Annotated in this window: 16 protein-coding genes; 15 read left to right on the forward strand and 1 reads right to left on the reverse strand. The window is 40.8% G+C overall.

The genetic code is table 11. The features are described from left to right. The first annotated feature begins 1 nt into the window (after position 1). From WG905_RS12810 to WG905_RS12830, 5 genes are read left to right on the forward strand one after another with little or no spacing between them, the layout of a single operon-like run. Positions 2-925 carry a sugar phosphate isomerase/epimerase family protein gene (locus tag WG905_RS12810; RefSeq protein WP_339592123.1) on the forward strand — a complete coding sequence of 308 codons (924 nt, stop codon included), beginning with the start codon at positions 2-4 and terminating at the stop codon, positions 923-925. A 9-nt stretch (positions 926-934) separates the two neighbouring features. Then, on the forward strand, positions 935-3,475 hold the full coding sequence (locus WG905_RS12815; protein ID WP_339592124.1) for an L-rhamnose mutarotase: 2,541 nt from the start codon (positions 935-937) through the stop codon (positions 3,473-3,475). A 22-nt stretch (positions 3,476-3,497) separates the two neighbouring features. Next, on the forward strand, positions 3,498-4,580 hold the full coding sequence (locus WG905_RS12820) for a Gfo/Idh/MocA family protein (protein ID WP_339592125.1): 1,083 nt from the start codon (positions 3,498-3,500) through the stop codon (positions 4,578-4,580). Position 4,581: 1 nt separating this feature from the next. Beyond that, positions 4,582-6,171, forward strand: coding sequence for a sodium:solute symporter family transporter (locus WG905_RS12825; RefSeq protein WP_339592126.1), 1,590 nt, complete (start codon positions 4,582-4,584; stop codon positions 6,169-6,171). 16 nt (positions 6,172-6,187) lie between these two features. Next, positions 6,188-8,386 (forward strand): alpha-L-rhamnosidase-related protein, encoded by a 2,199-nt coding sequence (locus WG905_RS12830; protein ID WP_339592127.1) that lies wholly within the window; start codon positions 6,188-6,190, stop codon positions 8,384-8,386. A gap of 24 nt (positions 8,387-8,410) precedes the next feature. On the opposite strand, the gene WG905_RS12835 is transcribed toward WG905_RS12830, so the two are convergent. Next, entirely contained in the window at positions 8,411-9,187 is a 777-nt protein-coding gene (locus WG905_RS12835; protein ID WP_339592128.1) for an IclR family transcriptional regulator, read from the reverse strand. A 146-nt stretch (positions 9,188-9,333) separates the two neighbouring features. On the opposite strand from WG905_RS12835, the gene WG905_RS12840 reads away from it, so the two are divergent. The 10 genes from WG905_RS12840 to fucP are packed head-to-tail and all read left to right on the forward strand — an operon-like array spanning position 9,334 to position 23,230. Beyond that, positions 9,334-12,102 (forward strand): family 78 glycoside hydrolase catalytic domain, encoded by a 2,769-nt coding sequence (locus tag WG905_RS12840; RefSeq protein ID WP_339592129.1) that lies wholly within the window; start codon positions 9,334-9,336, stop codon positions 12,100-12,102. Between the two features lie 2 nt (positions 12,103-12,104). Further along, entirely contained in the window at positions 12,105-13,223 is a 1,119-nt protein-coding gene (locus tag WG905_RS12845; protein ID WP_339592130.1) for a glycoside hydrolase family protein, read from the forward strand. Further along, entirely contained in the window at positions 13,223-15,640 is a 2,418-nt protein-coding gene (gene galB / locus WG905_RS12850) for a beta-galactosidase GalB (protein WP_339592131.1), read from the forward strand. Before WG905_RS12845 ends, galB begins: the two co-directional genes overlap by 1 nt. Before the next feature lie 38 nt (positions 15,641-15,678). Beyond that, entirely contained in the window at positions 15,679-16,836 is a 1,158-nt protein-coding gene (locus tag WG905_RS12855; RefSeq protein WP_339592132.1) for an ABC transporter substrate-binding protein, read from the forward strand. Further along, on the forward strand, positions 16,833-17,987 hold the full coding sequence (locus tag WG905_RS12860) for a CaiB/BaiF CoA transferase family protein (protein WP_339592133.1): 1,155 nt from the start codon (positions 16,833-16,835) through the stop codon (positions 17,985-17,987). Before WG905_RS12855 ends, WG905_RS12860 begins: the two co-directional genes overlap by 4 nt. A gap of 3 nt (positions 17,988-17,990) precedes the next feature. Continuing rightward, positions 17,991-19,154 carry a CaiB/BaiF CoA transferase family protein gene (locus tag WG905_RS12865; protein WP_339592134.1) on the forward strand — a complete coding sequence of 388 codons (1,164 nt, stop codon included), beginning with the start codon at positions 17,991-17,993 and terminating at the stop codon, positions 19,152-19,154. Next, positions 19,147-20,385: an extracellular solute-binding protein gene (locus WG905_RS12870; RefSeq protein WP_339592135.1), complete on the forward strand. Its 1,239-nt coding sequence runs from the start codon at positions 19,147-19,149 to the stop codon at positions 20,383-20,385. Before WG905_RS12865 ends, WG905_RS12870 begins: the two co-directional genes overlap by 8 nt. After that, positions 20,382-21,461 (forward strand): Gfo/Idh/MocA family protein, encoded by a 1,080-nt coding sequence (locus WG905_RS12875; protein WP_339592136.1) that lies wholly within the window; start codon positions 20,382-20,384, stop codon positions 21,459-21,461. The genes WG905_RS12870 and WG905_RS12875 overlap by 4 nt, the downstream gene beginning before the upstream one ends. A gap of 18 nt (positions 21,462-21,479) precedes the next feature. Beyond that, a complete protein-coding gene (locus tag WG905_RS12880; RefSeq protein WP_339592137.1) occupies positions 21,480-21,920 on the forward strand; it encodes a MaoC/PaaZ C-terminal domain-containing protein in 441 nt (146 codons plus the stop codon). A 17-nt stretch (positions 21,921-21,937) separates the two neighbouring features. After that, entirely contained in the window at positions 21,938-23,230 is a 1,293-nt protein-coding gene (gene fucP / locus WG905_RS12885; protein ID WP_431844519.1) for an L-fucose:H+ symporter permease, read from the forward strand. Positions 23,231-23,232: the final 2 nt, after the last annotated feature.

The following is a 23,232-nucleotide window of genomic DNA, read 5'->3' on the forward strand; positions in this document are numbered from 1 at the left end:
AATGGACGCTAAAAATATGAATAAAAACAGGCCTGATCGCCGGCTTTTTATTTCACAAGTAGCCCTTTTAACCGGCGCTTTATTCATTCCTGGTCAGTTATTGCTGGCTTCTGAGTTAAAAAAGTCGCCTTTTAAAGTGGCAGTAATTGACTTGATGATTTTAAAACGTCAGAAATTAAGTGCCTTACAACTGACCAAAGATATAGGTGCAGATGGTGTAGAAGTAGATATGGGTGGGTTAGGCAGCAGGGATACATTTGACAGTAAACTTTCAGATCCGCTGGTGAGGCAGCAATATTTAGCGAAAGCCAAAGAACTGAACATTGAAATCTGTTCGCTGGCTATGACCGGATTTTATGCGCAATCTTTTGCAGAGCGACCAACTTACCAGCGAATGGTCCAGGACTGCCTTGACACCATGAAAGCCATGAATATTAAAGTCGCATTTCTACCCTTAGGTATTAAGGGCGATTTAGTAAAGTTTCCGGAGTTACGGCCGGTCATCGTGAAACGCTTAAGAGTTATTGGTAAAATGGCCTCAAAATTAGGGATAACCATTGGTATTGAGACCGCCTTAGATGCCAGAAATGAATTGAAACTCTTGAAAGATGTAGATTCAAAAAGCATAAAAAGTTATTTTAATTTTTCAAATGCCATTAAAAATGGTCGAGATATCAATGAAGAGCTTAGGATTTTGGGTAAACGTTATATTATTCAAATTCATTGCACCAATGATGATGGCGTATGGCTGCAAAACGACCCTAAAGTTAATATGAAACAGATTAGAAATACATTAGATGACATGGGTTGGAAGGGTTGGCTTGTGATAGAACGTTCACGCGATGCCGGCAATACCAAAGATGTAAAGCGGAATTTTAGTGCCAATACAGCCTATGTGAAATCTATTTTTCAAAATAGCCTATAAAATATTTAAATGAAAAAAATCCTTCCTTTTTGCTGCTTCCTGGCTATTGTTTTGTCCCTTCATGCCTTTCGATTGAAAGCTGCAGATATTTATGTTTCTTTAAAGGGGGCAGATGGTAATCCTGGAAATAAGGAGAAACCAATGGCTACATTGATCAGCGCCCTGCGTAAAGCAAGAGAGCTAAGACGTTTAAATGATCCCGCTGTGAAAGGCGGAATCCGGATCTTCATGGAGAATGGCGTTTACAAGCTCGGAGAGCCTATTATTCTCCGCCCTGAAGATTCAGGAACAGCAGAAAGTCCTACCCAGATAATGGCTGCACCAGCGGCAAAAGTTACTTTGAGCGGTGGAATGCAAATTACGCAATGGAAGAAGGCAAATGGCGCCATACCCGGTTTGCCAAAAAAAGCGCTTGGAAAAGTGTGGGTTGCAGATGCCCCTGTACTTGCAGGAAGTTTGCTGGAATTTAGACAGCTATGGGTAAATGGCCAGAAGGCCGTGCGGGCAAGAAATGCAAACACCGGACAAATGAACCGGATCTTATCCTGGGATTTTGAAAAACAAACCTGTAAGATTTCTATCCCAAAAGACATCAAGATTTCAACTATTGAAGGCATGGAAATGGTGATTCACCAATGGTGGGCTATTGCCAATCTAAGGATTAAATCGGTGAAAGTTGTAGGCGATGTGGCGGAACTGTCGTTTATGGAACCAGAAAGCAGGGTGCAGTCTGAACATCCCTGGCCCGCGCCATGGCTGTCAGAAAAAACGGGCAATTCTGCCTACTTTTTAAGCAATGCAGTGCAGTTTCTGGATGAACCTGGAGAATGGTATGAAGACCTTAAAAACAGAAAAATATATTATTGGCCAGCCAATGGCGTAGAAATGGCCGCTGCAGATGTCATTGTGCCTTATCTGGAAACTTTAGTAAAGATAGAAGGTAGCATAGATCATCCGGTTTCCTATGTTTCCTTTAAGGGTATATCCTTCGCACATTCGAGCTGGCTGCGGCCATCAAAAAAAGGCCATGTACCCCACCAAGCTGGCATGTATATGATCGATGCCTATAAATTGAAAGTCCCGGGTACAGCAGATAAAAAAAGTCTGGAGAACCAGGCCTGGGTTGGCCGTCCTCCAGCAGCTGTTGAGGTTTCATATGCGCATCATACCGGCTTTGATTCCTGCCGCTTTGTACACCATGCATCAACCGGACTTGATTATAAGAAAGGAACGCATCATAACGAAATAAAAGGTAACCTTTTTAAAGATATCGGTGGTTCAGCCATCCTTGTAGGTAATTTTTCCGATGAATCCACAGAAGTTCATTTGCCTTATAATCCTACAGATGCCAGGGAGATCTCTAGCAATGAGCTGATCGCAAATAACCTGATCACAGATGTAACCAATGAAGATTGGGGTGCCGTAGGTATTGGTGCCGGATATGTCCGGGGAATCCGGATACTACATAATGAAATTAATGAAGTTTCTTATACCGGAATAAGCATGGGATGGGGCTGGACCAGGACCATTAATGCAATGAAAAATAATACGATCAGTGGCAATAAGATACATCATTATGGAAAACACATGTATGATGTAGCCGGAATATATACATTATCGGCTCAGCCTGGTTCTTTAATCAATCGTAATTATATTGACAGCATTTATAAAGCACCCTATGCTCATATTCCTGAGCATTGGTTTTACCTATATACAGATGAAGGCTCTTCCTATTTCACCATCAAAGACAATTGGACACCCGCTAAGAAATACCTTCAGAATGCCAACGGGCCCGGAAACGTATGGGAAAATAATGGTGACATGGTTGCCGACAGCATTAAAAACGCTGCTGGATTAGAAAAAACATATCGATATCTATTAAAAGAAAATGCTGTCAGATCCATGGATCAACCCATCAACAAGGAAGAACCAACAGAACAGCCCTCCAGGCTTACTGAGCTTATTTTTAAAACCGGAAAACAGCCATCGCCAGCTGTTCTAAAAGCATTTTGCGAGAAAGGGCAAATACCGGTTTCTTATATTCATGAATGGAACAACAGGGTATTAATTTATCATCCTGAAACGAATGCGGAGGTGCTGCGTAAAGCGGTATCCCTGGAATTCGGCGATACTGAAGTAAGGAATTATGACAAGTCGTTTTATGAATTTAGCCGGGAGAAAAACTGTGGACATGAACCAGCTAAAGAATGGGATCACGTCATTTTAAGCGCTAACCTGGTTGAAGATGAGAAAATGCAAAAGGAGTATTTAAACTATCATACCACACAGTTTAAAGAATGGCCAGAAGTGGCTAAGGGTTTTTGTAATGCAGATTTCCAGCAATTGCGTATTTACAAAAACGGGAGGCAACTGGTGCTAATTATCAGTATTCCCAAAGGATCAGATTTCGAGAAGTTAAATCCGAAAACGACAGAAAATAACCCAAAGGTTGATGATTGGAATGCCCTGATGACAAAGTACCAGGAAGGCATCCCTGGCACAAAACCAGGTGAAGTCTGGGTGTTTTTTAAGCCGCTCGCTTCTAAATAAGGATTAAATTAATAAACCAAATATGTTAAAATTAGGAATTTTAGGCCTCGGTGAAGGGAGAAGTACAATATCTGCGGCACTTGCCAGTGATAGATATGAGTTGATTAAGATCTGTGATGCACAAATAGATTTGTGTAAGCAAAGAGCTAAAGAATTTGATTTTCAAAACTACACCACAAATTATCAGGAAATGCTTGACGATCCGGAGATCGATGTCATTGCCATTTATACCCCTGATCATCTGCATGCAGAACATGTAAAACAGGCATTGCTACATGGCAAACACGTAGTCTGTACGAAGCCTTTTATTGATGATTTATCCAAGGCCAGTGAATTGCTGGAAATAAGCAGGGAGTCAAATAAAAAAGTTTTCATTGGACAAAGTTCCCGTTTTTTTGAACCCGTGAAAAGACAGCGTAAAGATTTTGACGCAGGTTTAATTGGAGAACTTATCACCATAGAGGGATATTATCATGCCGACCATCGTTGGTTTTTAGAAAAAGGATGGTCGTTGAAGCAGTCTTTTAAATGGTTATACGGCGGTTTAAGCCATCCCACAGATTTTATTCGTTGGTATTTGCCAGAGATAGAGGAAGTGATGGGTTATGGCATGTTAAGTAGTAATGGCGCAGCCGCAGGCCTAAAAAATCAGGATACCATGCATTTCATTTTCAAGGCAAAAGATGGTAGAATTGCCAGGGTAAGTGGCGCCTATACAGGACCTGTACAGCCCAATACGCGTGATAGTGAAATGAGCTGTATTTTGAGGGGAACTACTGGCTGCAGTCAGGCGGATTATATGGATTTACGTTATGCCGTTACAACCAATACCGGGGAGGAACAAGTGATCACCTGGGAACACAAGCTCAAACACTACTTCCGCTTTGAGGGTAAAAGTCATCATGCGGGAGAATATCAAAACTACCTGGAATATTTTGCGGATAGCATCAACAACGACACCATTGCATATCCTGATCTGAAAGAGGGGATTGGAACGATTGCCTTATTGCAGGCCATGGATAAGTCTTTACAAACAGGTCTGCCGGTGAAAATTGATGACGTCCTGAAAGAACACAACCTGTCAAGATCTGCAATCAGCTTATAAGATGGGGAACATTGTAGATCGTTTAACAAATTTAGATTACTTTATTGTCTTTGCCTACCTGGTCATATTGATTACAATTGGGTACAGGGCGAGCTTCTCCAACAAGACAAATCCGGATGATTCGCTTTTTCTGGCCAACAAATCACTGGGCTGGCCGAGTATCGGTTTCAATATGTGGGGGACTAATGTTGGTCCGTCCATGTTGCTTGCCTTTGCAAGTATTGGTTACAGTACCGGTATTGTTGCTGTAAATTTTGATTGGTACGCCTTTATATTTTTATTCTTGCTGGCCATTGTTTTTGCTCCTAAATACCTTGCCAGTAAAGTAAGCACCATGCCCGAATTTATGGGGAAACGATATGGTGATTCCACCCAGAATATCTTAGCCTGGTATGCACTCATTAAAATTCTTATTTCCTGGCTATCGCTTGGGTTGTTTGCCGGTGGTTTCCTCGTCAGGCAAATATTAGGCATTCCAATGTGGCAATCTGTCATCGTGTTGGTGGCTTTTGCGGGATTATTCACGTTTTTCGGCGGATTAAAGGCCATCGCAAAAGTAAATGTCTTCCAAATGATTCTTTTAATTGCGGTATCTCTTTCCCTGACCGTTTTGGGTATACATAAAGTTGGAGGTATACAAGCTTTATATGATCAAACACCCAGTCATTATTGGAACTTGATTCAACCTGCCAGCGATCCAAAATACCCATGGTATGCCATATTATTAGGTTATCCTGTCGCTGCAATCGCTTTCTTTTGCACCGACCAGGCCATGGTTCAATCGGTCTTGGGTGCCAAAAACCTTGAACAGGGACAGTTAGGAGTAAGCTTTATTGGCTGGTTGAAAATATTATCATTGCCCTTGTTTATCATTACCGGCGTGATCTGTTTTGTGTTGTTTCCGAATTTAAAAGATCCGAATGAGGCTTACATGACGATGGTCACCCACTTATTCCCCCCTGGAATGAATGGGTTAGTCATTGTGGTTCTTATTGCCGTTCTAGTAGGTACAATAGGATCTTCCTTAAACTCTTTGAGTACTGTTTTTACAATGGATATCTACGTGAAAAGGTTCAATCCGGAAGCCAGTAACAAACAAATTATCAGGGTCGGCAGGCTCTCCGTTATTGCGGGATGTGTATTTGCCGTAATTATGGTTTTAGCGATAGATAACATTAAGGGATTGAATCTTTTTGATGTTTTTCAATCTGTGCTGGGCTTTATAGCACCACCACTTTCCGTTGTTTTCCTGCTTGCTGTATTTTGGAAACGTACCACGAGAACGGCAGTCAACTTTACGCTCTCTGTAGGGTCGGTTCTAAGCTTGGGTACCGGGGTAACTTATTTATGGATTTTACCACCCGATCAATACCCGTTCTGGCCGCATTACCTCATGCTGTCATTTTTTATTTTTGCAGCACTCTTGCTTATCGCAGTTCTGATCTCTCTTTTCGACAAGATGCCGACTATTTATATAGTCGATGAAGTACAACGTTCGTCAATAGAAAAACCTGGGAGGCGTTTTTGGATTTCCTGGACTTCTCTTGCCGCAGTAATGATCGGTTTATATATATATTTCAATGGCCACTAACTTTAAGATTAAAAGCATGATGAAATTCAATAGTACCTTTTTTAAATTAAGCTTTAAAAGACTTTTTTTTACAGCTTTTCTAATGATTAGCCTGTTTTTAGATGTTGCACAGGCACAGAAAGCCTCATGGATTTGGTATCCAGGAGATTTTGATATCTGGATGGCAAATGTTATGCAAAACAGGCGCACCGAAAGAGCCTCCTTTTTTCCACCTTTCTGGAAAATGGACAGCCATTATGTGCTTGTTGATTTTCATAAGGAATTTGACCTGGACAAGGCAGAAAAAGTAAAGCTGTATGTTGAAGGACAGTACAATGTAAAGATTGACGGTCAGGCGATTCCCGGTTCTCCAAAGGAAATCCTTATTCCTGCAGGTCATCACAAGTTAAGTTTAAAAGTATACAGTCAGGATAAAGTACCCACCATATTTGTACAAGGGGAGACGGTTTTTTCTGATGATTCCTGGTTAACGACCTTCGAAGATAAGGAGTGGATCGACGCCAGTGGGAAAGCATCTGATAAATCAGGAACAACCTTTGTTGCTGCAGGATCCTGGCAATTAAACGATCCACAGCTGCCGCCATCAAAGTTTAAGTTGCCTGTTTCACCGCTCTCCGCACAAAAAATAGAAAAAGGTAAAAAAAGCCTTGTAGCGGATTTTGGAAAAGAAACTTTTGGTTTCATCAAATTACACGGCTTAAAAGGTAAAGGTAAACTGAATATCTACTATGGTGAATCGAAAGAAGAAGCCCTATCCATTGATAAATGTGAAACTTTGGATCTTTTAGATCTGGAATTGTCTGCAAAGGTTGACTCGGTAATGCCATTGTCGAAAGCATTCAGATACGTCAATTGCACCTTTGATGGCGATATCCAGGTTGATTCTGTAAGTATGTTATATGAATATGCTCCTGTGACTGAAAAAGGAAGCTTTACTTCTTCTGATGCTGAGCTCAATAAAATCTATGATGTAGCCAAATATACTTTTGAATTAAACACGAGAGAATTTTTTATTGATGGAATTAAACGCGACCGATGGATCTGGTCTGGTGACGCTTATCAAAGCTATTTAATGAATTATTACTCCTACTTTGATTCGCCAACAGTGAAGAGGACTTTATTGGCCCAACGGGGTAAAGATCCGGTAACCGCGCATATCAATACAATTATGGATTATTCCTTTTATTGGTTCCTGGGTATCTATGATTACTATCAATACACAGGCGATAAAAAATTCGTTGAGGAGACTTATCCAAGGATGAAAAGTTTGATGGATTATGTGTTAAACCGGAGGAATAAAGATGGTTTATTGGAATGGATGCCTGGCGACTGGATTTTTATTGATTGGGCAGATAAATTAAGTAAAGAAGGGGAAGTAAGTTTTGAACAGCTCCTGTTTTGCAGAAGTTTGGAAACCATGGCGCTTTGTGCAAATTTAGCTAAGGATACTGTTGCTGCAGCCCAATATGACCAGCTGGCTAAAGAACTGAAGGCGAAAATATTCAAGATGTATTGGGATGATCAGCAGCATGCGCTGGTGCATAGCAGAATTAATGGCAAGCCCACAACCGAAGTAACGAGGTATGCCAATATGTTTGGTATATTTTTCGATTATTTTACGCCAGAACAAAAATTGGAAGTTAAAAAGCATGTTTTACTTAATGACAGCATAAAAAAAATCACTACCCCATATATGCGTTTTTATGAATTGGAAGCTTTATGTGCCATGGGTGAGCAAGCATATGTGTTAAAGGAAATGAAAGATTATTGGGGTGGTATGCTAAAATTAGGGGCAACATCGTTTTGGGAAGAATATAACCCAGATAAAAAAGGTGCCGAACACTATGAAATGTATGGCCGTCCATTTGGAAAAAGCCTTTGTCATGCCTGGGGTGCAAGCCCGATTTATCTATTGGGAAAATATTATTTAGGTGTTAAACCACTTTCGCCAGGCTATGAAACTTATGTCATTGAGCCTGAATTAGGTGGTTTGCAATGGATGGAAGGAAAAGTACCAACACCGGGTGGTGATATTTCGATTTATTGCAGCAAAAAGGAAATTAAAATAAAAGCTGCAGCAGGGACAGGAAAATTAAGATTTAGAAGTAAATCTAAACCAGTGATTAAAGGTAGTGCGCCTGTTGAAATATCAAAAGGCCTTTATGAGGTAACTATTGAAGCAAAAAGAGATTATTTAATTAAATACGCTATTTAAAGAGGGGGTGTATTGGCATAAATATTACAATGCCAATACACCAATTCTCTCTTCTATTTTCTTTGCACATTTGAATGCTTCAGCAAGGATCACTTCGTTCTCTATCTTGCTATGAAGTGTGGAAAGCATGGAAACAGTAAGGCATGCAATAAGGCCGTTGTTCTTTTGTATACCCACCGGAACAGAAATATCTGTAACACCTTCAGCCAAGTCACTTGTTTTGATATATGACCCGGTTTGGTGGATTTCCTGAAGTGAGTTTAAAAAAGCTTCTTTTTCGTTCTTTGCATATTTTTTGAAAATCTGGTTAGCTTTTAAGATGTATTGTCTTTCCGAATCAGGCATATAAGCGAGTAGAACTTTACCTGACGCTGTTAAGGTTAATGGGAACAAATTCCCTTCTTCAATGGATAAAGCGATGGGACCTGGACTCTTTGCATGTATAACAACCATCAGCTGGTCCATGTATAATATACTGAGGTGGCAGGATTGCCGAACTTGGTGAGCGAGTTCTTCCAACGGATATTGTGCTGCTTTGCGCAACTCATCTACTGGTGAATGTCTGTGAGAAAGATAAAACAGTTTTAAGGATAACCGGTACTTACCCGAAATTTCATCCCTCAATATATAACCACGACCTTCTAAGCTCATCAGCATTCTGTAAATCTCATTAGGGGTTCTATGTATACCGATAGCAATTTCCGTCTGTGAAAGTGGAATAGGATGGGAAGCGAGGTACTCTAAGATATCCAAGCCTTTATCCAACGCCGGGGCCTGGTATTTTGATTCATTTTCTTTCATGTGTACTGTAATGTAGCGTTTTTTTTACCTTTAAATCTATTGAAGGATAAATATAGATTTTCATATTTAAAAAAAACATTTATATTTGAATTAGGAGATAATTAAATTCTAACCAAATTACAAGCAAAGCCTAACCTTTATCCCCAATGAACAAAACCATACTTTTTTTCTGGATATTTTTTTTTACGACTTCTGTTTCTGCCCAGCAACTGAAGGTGATTTCGACGTATTGCGATTACCTTGTTAATCCCTCTGGTGTAGAGACCTTGTCGCCCAGCTTAAGTTGGAAATTTGAGTCTTTACAGAGAAATGTTAAGCAATCAGCCTACCAGATACTGGTTGCCGATAACCTCACGGATATCTCTAATCATAAGGGGAATGTCTGGGATTCAAATAAAATATTGTCGGATCAATCCATTCAGAATAAGTACAACGGTAAAACGCTGATTTCGTCAAAAACTTACTATTGGAAAGTTAAGGTTTGGGATAATAAGGGTACTGAGGCATGGAGCAAGGTTAATTCCTGGCAGATGGGCTTGTTATCTCCTAAAGACTGGCATGGCGCAAAATGGATTGCCTATGAAAAGCTTGCGGATTCTAATGTAAACATTCTTCCTGCTGATGGTAAGAAGGATAAGTTTACAGGTAACAATATTTTGCCTTTATTACGCAAATCTTTCAAGGTCGACAAAACCGTAAAAAAAGCAACCATGTTTATTTCCGGTTTAGGACATTTTGAAATGAATTTAAATGGTGAAAAAGTAGGCGACCATTTTCTGGATCCAGGCTGGACAAAATACGATAAAGAAGCGCTGTATGTTGCGTTTGACTTAACCCAGCAATTAAAAAAAGGGGAGAATGTAGTAGGGGTGATGTTAGGAAATGGATTTTATTATATACCACCTGTTAAAGGAAGGTTTAGAAAGTTGAAAGGTGCTTTCGGTTATCCAAAAATGATTTGCAGACTGCTTGTGGAGTATGAGGATGGTAGCTTTTCCAATGTAACCAGTGATGAGAGTTGGAAAACATCCCCATCAGCAATCACATTTTCTAGTATCTATGGTGGAGAGGATTATAATGCCAATCTGGAGCAAACAGGTTGGGATAGTCCAGGCTACAATGATAAAACGTGGAAGCAGGCACTGGTTGTAGATGGTCCTTCCTTGAATTCTCAAAAGGCAGCACCTGTTAAAGTGTTTGAAAATTTTAAACCCATAACGGTTAATCAAAACGCTGCTACAGGAGACTGGATTTATGACCTCGGGCAAAACGCATCCGGTATCATAGAACTTAAAGTAAGTGGGCGAAAAGGCGATACCGTAAGGGTAATACCCGGAGAGCTGTTAAAAGCTGATGGAACTGTCAATCAGAAGCCCACAGGAAGTCCCTACTATTTTCAATATATCTTAAAAGGTTCTGGCATAGAAACCTGGCGGCCAAGGTTTACTTACTCTGGTTTCAGGTATATTCAACTCAAAGGTGGTGTGCCGCCTGGAAAAAATAATACGCACAAACTGCCTATAGTCAATGAGTTAACGGGTTTGCACATCCGCAATGCAGCCACAAAAACTGGGTCTTTTAAAAGTTCCAATAAAATTTTCAATCAAACGAACAGCCTTATTGACTGGGCCATTAAAAGTAATATGGTCAGTGTTTTCACAGATTGCCCTCATCGCGAGAAACTAGGCTGGCTTGAACAGCTGCACCTGATGGGCAGTTCAATCCGATACAACTACGAAGCGGCGCCATTGTTTAAAAAAGCATTGCAGGACATGAAGAATTCCCAGACTGCGGAAGGCTTAGTTCCGGAAATAGCTCCTGAATACGTGAAATTCGAATGGGGTGGAGATATGTTCAGGGATTCTCCTGAATGGGGTAGCAGCAGCATCTTGTTGCCATGGTATCTCTATCAATGGTATGGCGATAAACAATCGCTTGCAGATAATTTTCCTATGATGCAGCGCTATGTTGCTTATCTGGGAACGAAGTCACAGGGGTTTATTTTATCACAAGGTCTTGGCGATTGGTATGACCTGGGTCCCAAACCACCGGGAGTTTCTCAGCTTACCCCCATGGGAATAACAGCTACCGCCATCTATTACCATGATCTTAAAATAATGGAAAAAATTGCGCTGCTACTGTCTAAGGATACAGATGCGGCTGCGTACAATAAACTTGCCGTTTCAGTCCGTGAAGCTTTTAACAGGCGATTTTTTAACAACGATACCAAGCAATATGGTTCCGGAAGTCAGACAGCAAACGCCATGGCCGTTTATATGGAATTGGTTGAACCCGGAAATAAAAATGCCGTAGTTCAAAATATCATCAAGGATATTGAAAGCCGTAACAATAGTTTAACCGCAGGTGATATTGGTCACCGTTATTTGCTGCAGGTATTAGAAAATGAAGGCAGATCAGATGTAATTTTTAATATGAACAGCAGGTCTGATGTCCCGGGTTATGGCTACCAGATTGAAAAGGGAGCTACAGCACTTACTGAATCATGGGCGGCTTTACCTACAGTTTCGAATAACCATTTTATGCTCGGCCACCTGATGGAATGGTTTTACACAGGCGTTGGTGGCATCAGACAAGAAAAAGGGTCAGTTGCTTTCAGTCACATCAGGATTTATCCTGAAATCGTAGGTGATTTACAATCCGCGACTACCAGTTATGATTCTCCTCATGGACGCATTGCCACTGAATGGAAAAAAACAGCAAGTACTTTTGAATTAATACTTTCTGTCCCTGCTAATACGGTAGCTACCGTTTATATTCCTGCTGGCCAAAAACACACGATTACCGAAAACAATAACCTGATCAAGGAAAACCAGGCAATCAAAATTCTGGGTTATGAAAAAGATAGGGTTAAAATAAAAATTGGTTCGGGAAACTATCACTTCAAAATTCAATAAAAATGAAAATACTTGCGCTTGTAGGGTTTATTCTATTTACTGCAACTGGTCTTGCCGCCCAGGAGCAAAACACGGTGTCGTCGGCTCAGATGCAGGAAATATATGAAGAGGTTAAAACCCCTTATAAATATGGACTTGTTATTGTGCCGCCGGATGATAGTCAAAAAATGGATTGCCCGACAGTTTTTCGCAAAGGGAACCTTTGGTATATGACTTATCTGATTTATGACGGACGTGGTTACGAAACCTGGCTCGCAAAAAGTAAAGATTTGCTTAAATGGGAAAAATTAGGCCGCATCATGTCTTTCTCAGATACCACCACATGGGATGGGAATCAGAAAGCAGGGTATAATGCTTTACAGGATACCAAATGGGGAGGGAATTATAAACTAAAAAAATATAAGGGAAAATATTGGATGTCCTATTTTGGAGGTGATTCCAAAGGATATGAGGCAGGAGATTTGTCGGTAGGTATGGCGTACACCACGCAGCATCCGTCGAAGGTCCATGAATGGCAGCGAGTAAGCGAACCTGTATTAACGGCCAAAGATGACGATGTGAGTTGGTGGGATAACCGGAAACTCTTTAAAAGTTCTGTGATCAGGGACAAGCAAAAATTAACGGGACATGAGTTCGTCATGTATTATAATGCCAATGGAGATTCTGCTAAAAATAATATAAAGACCAGGTGGTTTGAACGGATTGGCATGGCTGTATCTGATGATATGACGACCTGGAAACGTTTCGGAAAAGAGCCAGTTGTTCATCATCCGGTTGGTATTACGGGTGACGCCCTTGTGCAAAAAATCGGGGATAATTGGGTCATGTTTTATTTCGGTGCATTTTGGCAGGATAGAAAGGGTGCTTTTAATCGTTTTGCTGTGTCAAAGGATTTAATGAACTGGACAGACTGGACCGGGGAAAACCTCATAGAACCCTCAGAAAAATACGATGAATTGTATGCACACAAATCTTATGTATTGAAATACAAAGGTGTAGTCTACCACTTTTATTGTGGTGTGAATAAACAAGATCAACGTGGAATTGCGGTGGCAACTTCTAAAGATCTGGGGAAAAGCAAACTTAATTTTATTTCTAAACCTATAAACGACCGAAACTGATGCCTGTATACCATCTGAAATGTAAATTATTATTGCTGTTCATTTTAATAAGTTTTGGTGCCTTTGCCCAGCCAAGAGTTAAACAAAATTTTAACCAGGACTGGAGATTCTTTCTTGGTGATGAGCAAACAGCTAAATCAGCAAATTTTAATGACCTGGGATGGAGGAAATTAAACTTACCCCATGATTGGAGTATTGAGGGGGAGTTTAGCGACAAAAATCCGTCGAAGCCTGAAGGTGGCGGTTTACCCACTGGCATTGGCTGGTATAGAAAATCTTTTACAACACCCGCAAATTTTAAGCAAAAAAGTTTTTATATCGAATTTGACGGGGTGTATAAAAATAGTGAGGTGTATGTTAATGGGGTATTTCTGGGAAAGCGGCCATTTGGTTATATATCTTTTGCCTATGAACTTACAAAATATTTAAAACCAGGAAAAAATGTAATTGCCGTTAAGGTGGATAATTCTGCTCAGCCAGATTCCCGGTGGTATTCTGGTTCTGGCATCTACAGGAATGTCTGGTTAACTTCAACCGATAAAGTAGCGATCAACCATTGGGGAACATTTGTCACCACACCGAAAGTTACAACCCAGGCAGCTACAGTTGATTTGCAGGTTACGATTAAAAACCAGGGCCGCAAGGGTGAAAAGGTCCGGGTGGAGACTTCTATTTATAATGCCAAAGGCGTGCTTGCAGCAACTGTAAAAAATAATAATGTTGTGCTGGATGATACCTTAAAAACGATAGGTCAGCAGACTGTTGTCAAAAACCCGCAGTTATGGTCTGTAGATCAGCCTTTTTTGTATAAGGTGGTTACTAAAATATTTAGCGGTAACACACTCCGTGATCATTATGAAACACCCCTGGGGATACGCTATTTCAAGTTTGACCCCGTAAAAGGTTTTTTTCTTAATGGTGAGCCATTAAAGATTCTGGGCGTTTGTAATCACCATGACCTGGGTGCTTTGGGCGCCGCAGTTAACACCCGTGCAATAGAACGCCAATTGGAGATCTTAAAAGCAATGGGCACCAATGCAATTAGGACAGCACATAATCCACCAGCGCCAGAACTCCTGGAACTTTGTGATAAAATGGGCTTTTTAGTGATGGACGAGGCTTTTGACATGTGGAAGAAGAAAAAGAATTCCAAAGATTATCATTTGGAATGGCCTGAATGGCACCAGGAGGATTTGCAAAGTATGGTTAAGCGCGATAGGAACCATCCTTCCGTTTTCATGTGGAGCATAGGGAATGAAATCCGTGAGCAGTTTGACAGTACCGGTGTTAAGTTCACTAAAGATCTGGTGAAAATGGTTAAAGATTTGGACACCTCGCGTCCAGTGATATCCGCTTTAACAGAAACAGACTCCACTAAAAATTTTATCTACCAGGCTAAAGCGCTTGATGTTTATGGTCTTAATTACAATCATAGATTATATAAAGATTTCCCAAAAAACTACCCTGGCCAAAGTTTCTTAGCTACTGAAACAACTTCTGGCTTGGCCACAAGGGGTTACTACGATCAATCTACAGATACCATTCGCCGGTGGCCAAAAAATGGGAAAACTAAGTTTACCGATGGGAATGCTGACTGGGCAGTTTCTGCCTATGATAATGTGTCTGCCTATTGGGGCTCTTCGCATGAAGAAACCTGGAAAGAAGTAAAAAAGTATCCCCATGTGTCAGGACTCTTTGTATGGACAGGTTTTGATTATTTAGGGGAACCGATACCTTATCCATGGCCTGCCAGAAGTTCCTATTTTGGGATTGTTGATTTGGCCGGATTCCCTAAGGATACGTATTACATGTACCAGAGTGAATGGACGAATAAACCTGTACTCCACCTTTTGCCACACTGGAATTGGAAAGAAGGAAAAACAGTTGATGTATGGGCATATTATAACCTTGCAGATGAAGTTGAATTATATTTAAATGGTAAATCTTTGGGTACCCGCAAAAAAGAAGGGGAGGATTTGCATGTGAGCTGGCAGGTCAATTATCAGCCGGGAACATTGAAAGCAGTGTCCAGAAAAAATGGTAAGGTCGTTTTAAGCAAAGAAATTAATACCGCAGGTAAACCAGCAAGAATTGCGCTTGTTGCTGACCGAAGTCAAATTTCGGCCGATGGTAAAGATTTGTCCTTCGTTACCGTAAAAATTCTGGATGCTAATGGAAACCTAGTGCCTGATGCCGACAACCTGGTGAAATTTAATATTACTGGTGAAGGATTTATAGCTGGTGTGGACAATGGTTTCCAGGCAAGCCTGGAACCTTTTAAAGCAAATTACAGAAAGGCTTATCATGGCTTGTGTTTAGCAATCATTCAATCCACGACAAAATCGGGTACTATAAAATTGGAAGCAGCTGTTGCGGGATTACCTTCAACATTTATTACCATACATACCGGGAAATAAAAATATTAGAATAAAATAATAAAAGACATTAAAGCTATATGGCTGATCAAATCATTTTAAAAGGAATCACCTGGAACCATAGCCGTGGTTATACTGCAATGACTGCAACGGCGCAGCGATTTTCGGAACTTCATCCCGGGGTAGAAATTCATTGGGAAAAAAGAAGCCTACAACAATTTGCTGATTTCTCTATCCAAGAATTAGCTGAAAGATTTGACTTATTGGTTATTGACCATCCTTGGGCGGGTTTTGCCGCTAAAACGAATTCTATCCTGCCACTGGATAAGCATCTTGACGCTGCCTATCTTCAGGATCAAAAGGAAAATACAGTTGGCGCTTCTTATGAAAGTTACACCTATGACGGTCATCAATGGGCACTGCCAATTGATGCAGCAACACCTGTCGCCTCGTCCAGACCGGATTTACTGGAACAAAGGGGCCTGAAACTACCAAAGACTTTCGAGGAACTTTTGGCGCTTGCAGACTTGGGTTTAGTTGCTTTTGCAGGCATCCCTATAGATGTATTAATGAATTTTTATACTTTTTGCTGTTCCCTGGGCGAAGATCCCTGCCAGCAGGAAGACGAAATTGTGAGCAAGGAAACGGGCATTAAAGCATTGAAACTCTACCATGAACTTGCTTCAAAAATGGACGTGCAAAACTTTCATAAAAATCCCATTCAAATCTATGAAACCATGACTACCGGAGATACCATTGCGTATTGTCCTTTCGCCTATGGTTACTCGAATTATTCAAGGAATGGTTATTCAGCAAAACCGCTTCATTTTCATGATATGATTTCCCTTGATGGGATAACAAATTTACGCAGCACCTTAGGTGGTACAGGCCTGGCTGTTTCTTCCAGTACTTTACATAAAGATATTTCGGTAAAATACGCAGCATATGTCGCTTCGCCAGCCTGTCAGCAAACTCTTTATTTTGAAAGTGGCGGTCAGCCAGGACATTTAAAAGCCTGGTCGGACCCCGAGGTAAACAGACAGGGTAAACAGTTTTTTTCTAACACGCTACCTGCATTACAACGGGCATTTTTGCGGCCAAGGTACCATGGTCATATGTTCTTTCAAGATCATGCCGGGGATATCGTCAGAGAATATTTAATGAACGGCGGGAATGAGGAGAAGGTTTTGGAAAGTTTGAATGAATTATACAGAACCTCTAAAAATTTAAAAGCATGATAAATAAACCACTGGACGGATTATTGGTTTTGGAGTTTTGCCAGTTTTTGGCAGGACCGTCGGCGGGTTTAAAACTTGCAGACTTAGGTGCCAGGGTAATTAAAATTGAGCGTCCTTTAAAGGGAGATGCTTGCCGGCAGCTGTCGATAAAAAACTTATTTATTGAAGAGGATAGTCTTCTTTTCCATACCATTAATCGCAATAAAGAATCTTATGCCGCCGATTTGAAGGATCCCGCGGATTTGGAGAAATTAAAAAAGCTGATCAGCAAAGCTGATATCATGACGCATAATTTCAGACCTGGCGTAATGGAGAAAATTGGTCTTGACTATGCTTCCGTTCAAAAAATTAATTCAAAGATTATATACGGCGTAATTTCCGGCTATGGAGATAAGGGGCCCTGGGCTCATAAACCTGGCCAGGATCTATTGGTTCAGGCACTATCAGGTTTAACTTATCTGTCAGGAAGTAGTGCTGATGGTCCTGTTGCCTTTGGTTTATCAGTTTCTGATATCATGTGTGGCAACCACCTTACGCAGGGACTTCTTGCAGCGTTAATTAAAAAAGCAAAAACAAATAAAAGTGTATTGGTGGAAGTAAGCTTGCTGGAATCTATATTAGATGTTCAGTTCGAAGTGCTCACGACTTATTTTAACGATGGCGCAAAACTTCCTCAACGCAGTGGTGTAAAGGGAAGTGCACATGCTTATTTAAGCGCTCCATATGGTATATATGAAACTAAAGATGGTTTTCTTTCCCTTGCGATGGGTAACCTTGAGGAAATTTGTTTGGTTTTAGGATGTGATATTTCTTCTGTTTTTAGTAAAGCTGAAGATGCTTTTAAAAACCGGGATGAAATACTGTTGATCCTGGGCCAGACTTTCAAAAAGGAAACGAATTTGTATTGGCTGAATATACTTGAAGCTATAGGGATTTGGACCGCGGAAGTATTAAATTATAAAGAAGCCACCAACCTTCCTGTTTTTAAAGATTTAAAAATTCAACAGGAACTGGATTTAGGAGGAGGAAATACAATGAGTACAACAAGATGCCCCATTCAGTTGGATGGGCATAAATTATACAGTGATAAAGCTGCACCAAAATTGGGAATTAACAATGCGGCAATTAATCAGGAATTTGCTCTTAATTAGTATATGAAGCCATTAGAAGACTATTTAATCATTGATTTTGGCCAGTTTTTATCAGGCCCTTCAGCAAGTTTGCGGCTGGCAGATATGGGGGCTAGGGTAATTAAAATAGAACGTCGCGGGAAAGGTGATATTTGCCGTACCCTTTATACTTCCAACCTGATCATGAACGGGGAGTCATCCGTTTTTCATGCCATTAACAGGAATAAGGAAAGTTTTGAAACGGATTTAAAAAATGAAGAGGACCGTGTCATCATTCGTCAACTGCTGGCAAAGGCAGATGTCATGATACATAATTTCCGACCTGGTGTAATGGAACGTTTAGGTTTCGATTACACGGCAGTGCAGAAAATTAATCCCAATATAATTTACGGCGAGATCTCCGGATATGGCACAAATGGCGACTGGAGAAATAAGCCGGGTCAGGACTTGCTTTTACAGTCGGTTACCGGATTAACATCTTTAACGGGAAATTCTGATAGTGGCCCCGTAGCCATGGGCCTTTCAATAGTAGATATGCTGGCTGGTGCACATCTTGCAGAAGGTATTTTAGCTTGTCTTTACCGCAAGGCTATTTCTGGACAAGGAGGCCGTGTACAGGTAAATATGATAGATTCTGCTTATGATTTTCAGTTCGAAACCATAACGACTTTTATGAATGATGGCGAATGTCTGCCCCAGCGTTCTCTTCGAAACAATGCCAATGCTTATTTAGGTGCACCTTATGGAATCTATAAAACAGCGGATGGGTTTATGGCCCTGGCCATGGGTTCCATCACAGTTTTAGGCAAGCTGTTAGCTTGCCATCCCTTGCTGGTGTATACAGACATTAGTGCCGCTTTCGAAAAACGTGATGAGATTAAAGTCATACTTGCTGAACACCTGGCAAAGGATACCACAGAAAAATGGCTTTCCATACTTGAGCCAGCAGATATCTGGTGTGCCGCAGTATTAAACTGGCATGAACTTGTTAATCATGAGGGATTTAAAGTGTTAAATGCAATTCAGGAGGTGGAGATGCTTGATGGATATAAGTACAATACTACCAGGTGTCCTATCCGAATCGACGGAGAGTTGTTGGTTTCCACCAAGGGGTCACCAAAACTAGGGCAGGACAACGAAAACATCATTAAAGAGTTCATCAATTTAACGCCGATTCTTAATGATTGATCAAAACGGCATTTTTAAAATCGCTGTGCGAAAGTTTGATGCCTTTGAATCAGCTACAAAAAAAATATGGGAAAAATTCTGCCTTTTGACTGGCTGTAACTTGAAACTCGAAATGGTAGTCATGGATTTACCAGAACTTCATGGCACTACCTTAAAGAATTCAGGATTAAGAAACGGCAGTTTTGACATTGCCCATATCAATACAGATTGGATTTATGAAGGTTATTTAAGTCATGCTTTTGAGGAATTGAATGGTTATATCCAGGCAAATCCACCGTCTGATTTTCCTGAAGGCTGGAGTGATTCACTTTTAGGCCTGCAACAGTTTGATGGCAAAATTATGGGCCTGCCTTTTCATGACGGTCCCGAATGTTTAATTTACAGGAAAGATTTATTTGAAGACATTGTAGAACAGGAGAAATTCTTGCAAGCATATGGCTATACACTTCAGCCGCCTAAAACCTGGGCAGCGTTCCAACAAATTGCACGGTTTTTTAACCGGCCTGAAGAAAATCTTTATGGAAGTGTTTTCGCCTGTTATCCTGATGGGCATAATGCAGTTTTTGATTTTTGTCTGCAACTGTGGAGCCGGAGCGGTACATTGATAAATGAAATGGGCCAGATTGACCTGAATACACCTGCGGCTTCAGCTGGATTAACATTTTACCGGGAGCTAATTAAAGATAAAACTGCAGTTCACCCCAATTCCCTTCAATACGATTCGGTAGGGGCAGGAATGGCATTTGCGCGGGGCGAAGCAGCCATGATGATCAATTGGTTTGGATTTGCAGCAATGTGTGATGTTGATCAGGACATCAAGGTGAATGGGCAAGTCGGTGTTGATTTAATACCAGCCATGGAAGGCCATACATCGGCTTCTTTAAATGTGTACTGGCTTTACACGATCGGCTCTGGTAGTAAGCATAAGCAGGTAGCCTATGATTTTATAAAATTCGCGATCAGCGAGGAAAACGATAAAAGGTTAACACTTGAGGGTGGGATCGGCTGTCGGATTTCTACCTGGATGGACAAGGAAGTAAACAGTATTGTTCCTTACTATCACAAGTTGGAACAATTCCATCAACATGCAAAGACCTTACCTCAAAGCGGTCATTGGTCAGCAATTGCCGCTGTAATAGATAAAATGGTATGGGGGGCTTTAACTTCAACGGTGCCTGCGGCAGAAATTCTGAGGGATGCACAGGACCAGATAAATTCGATTCAAAAATGAGTATAACTATAAACTATAAACCGGAATTACCGCTTACTAAACAGCCTATTATCATCATCGGGGCAGGTGGAATTGTTGGGGATGCACATTTGCCTGCTTACCAAATGGCTGGCTTTACGGTACATGGCATTGTGAACCGTACAAAGGCAAAAGCACAGAAACTTGCGGAGCTGTTTGGGATAGCGAATGTTTATGCAACGGTTGCAGAAGCTGTGGCCCTGGCGCCGGCAGATGTGATTTACGACCTGACGCTCATGCCTGAACAATATCTTGATACATTGAAACAATTGCCAAATGGCAGCGCGGTTCTTATTCAGAAGCCTATGGGTGATGATTTTAACCAGGCGAAGGAAATCCTCGACTTATGCAGGGAAAAGAATTTTATAGCGGCCATCAATTTTCAACTACGGTTCGCACCTTTTGTGAGTGCAGCACGCAACCTGATTGATAGAGGCCTGATCGGAGAAGTGTATGATATGGAAGTCAGGGTGACGATTAAAACACCATGGGAGATTTTTCCACATGTCATGGTTCATCCCCGTTTAGAGATTCAATACCACAGTATCCATTACATAGATTTAGTCCGTTCATTTTTAGGTAATCCAGCCACAGTGATGGCAAAGACCCTTAAGCATCCGGCTAAAAAACTATCTTCTTCCCGCTCTACCATTTTATTTGATTATGGTGACACCTTGCACGCAGTAATTAATAGCAATCATGATCATGACTTTGGACCTGATCAACAGGACAGTTTCATCAAATGGGAGGGTACAAAAGGAGCAATAGTAGCAAAAATAGGCCTGTTGATGGATTATCCACATGGCGTTCCAGATAAGTTTGAATATTGCCTTTTAGAAGACGGTAAAGAACCGGAATGGAAAACACTGGAACTGGAAGGCTCCTGGTTTCCGGAAGCATTTATAGGAACTATGGCAAGTTTAATGCGCTATAAAGAAGGTTCTTCAACAGAATTGCCTACGAATGTTGAGGATGTCATTCAAACAATGGCAGTCGTGGAAAGTGCTTACCTCTCCAGTGATAAAGGTGGAGTGAAGGTTAGTGAACAGTTAAAATAAATAGCTATAATTAAACATATGTATTTTAAATCTATATTTTTTGAAGATTACCAGTTAGCACATAAACGTGTAACGCTTGGCCGCACCATTACTGAAACTGATTTTGTAGTTCATGCCGGACATACCGGTGATTTTTTTCCGCATCATATGGATGAAGAATGGTGTAAAACACAACCATTTAAACATAGGATTGCACATGGCACAATGATTTTTAGCATAGGAATTGGCTTGACCGCTTCTGAGATTAACCCAGAAGCCTTTTCGAAAGGTTACGATCGTTTACGATTTATAAAACCTGTTTATATAGGTGATACTATTCATTCAGAAGTTACCATTGCTGAAAAAACGGAGGCTAAAAAGCCTGAATTTGGAACTGTTACGGAGCACGTTGAAATCATTAACCAGCACGGTGAAGTGGTGTTGGCTTGCGATCATCTGCTACTTGTTAAAAAACATTAATTGATATGAACCTGGAAATGAACCACACTGCAGATACTCAAGTACTAACTAAACCGGAGCCTGCGACAAACAAAAAATACTTAATGCCTTTTATTCTGGTAGTTTGCTTATTCTTCCTTTGGGGAATGGCACATAACCTCGATTCAATCCTGATTCCACATTTGAAAAAGGCCTGCCAATTAAACAACAGTCAGTCTACCCTTATCGATACCGCTGTGTTTCTTGCCTATTTTTTAATGGCTATTCCTGCGGGGATGATATTGAAAAAATGGGGTTATAAAATCAGTATGATTCTGGGCTTGGTGGTCTTTGCTATCGGTGCATTCTTATTTGTACCTGCAGCCAATATGTTATCCTATGGAACCTTTCTATTTGCGCTTTTTATTATAGGCTGCGGTTTAACAATTTTGGAAACATCTGCGAACCCCTATGCAGCAGTGTTAGGTGATCCGGCTAAAGCAACGAGCAGACTTAATCTGGCCGCTTCTTTCAATGGCCTTGCAGCAATAGTGGCGCCATTTATTGGTTCCATGTTTATCCTTTCCGGAAAGTCATTTACTCCAACAGAACTTGCCGCTATGCCTGAGGTTACCCGGACGGCCTATTTTCTGGAAGAAGCAGGATCTGTAAAAATGCCTTATATCGTGCTGGGCTCTGTACTTTTACTTATTGCGGTTATATTTTGTTTCATCAAGTTCCCGGAAATAAAAACCAAAAATAAAGACGGTATTCCAGCAGGTAATTTCTTTGCTGTTTTACGTCACAGACATTTATCCTGGGCAGTTGTTGCACAGTTTTTTTATGTAGGCGCACAGGTCTGCGTAACCAGCTTTTTTATCCGTATGGCCCAGCAAGGTGCAGGTTTTGATGAAAAAACAGCAGCTTATTATCTTGCCATGTACGGTCTGTTGTTTACCGTTGGCCGTTTTGCGGGTACAGCATTATTGCAAATCGTTGCTTCCCATAAACTCTTGTCTTTATATGCCATCATTTCCGCTCTGCTGTGTTTAGTTGCCATTTTGGGTAATGGTGCTTACGTAATTTATGCCTTAGGCGCAATAGGATTTTTTATGTCCGTCATGTTCCCAACCATTTTTGCACTAGGCATCAATGGATTGGGCGATGATACCAAACCTGGATCTTCCTGGTTGATTATGTCCATCGTTGGTGGTGCCATACTTCCATATGCCATGGGCACCATGATAGATATGTACGACGATAATATTCAAATCGGTTACAGTATACCCATGGTATGTTTTCTGATTATTTTGTTTTTTGGCTTAAAAGGCTATAAAGTGATAACTAAGTAATA

The sequence above is a fragment of the Pedobacter immunditicola genome, from assembly GCF_037482985.1.
Lineage (GTDB): Bacteria > Bacteroidota > Bacteroidia > Sphingobacteriales > Sphingobacteriaceae > Pedobacter > Pedobacter immunditicola.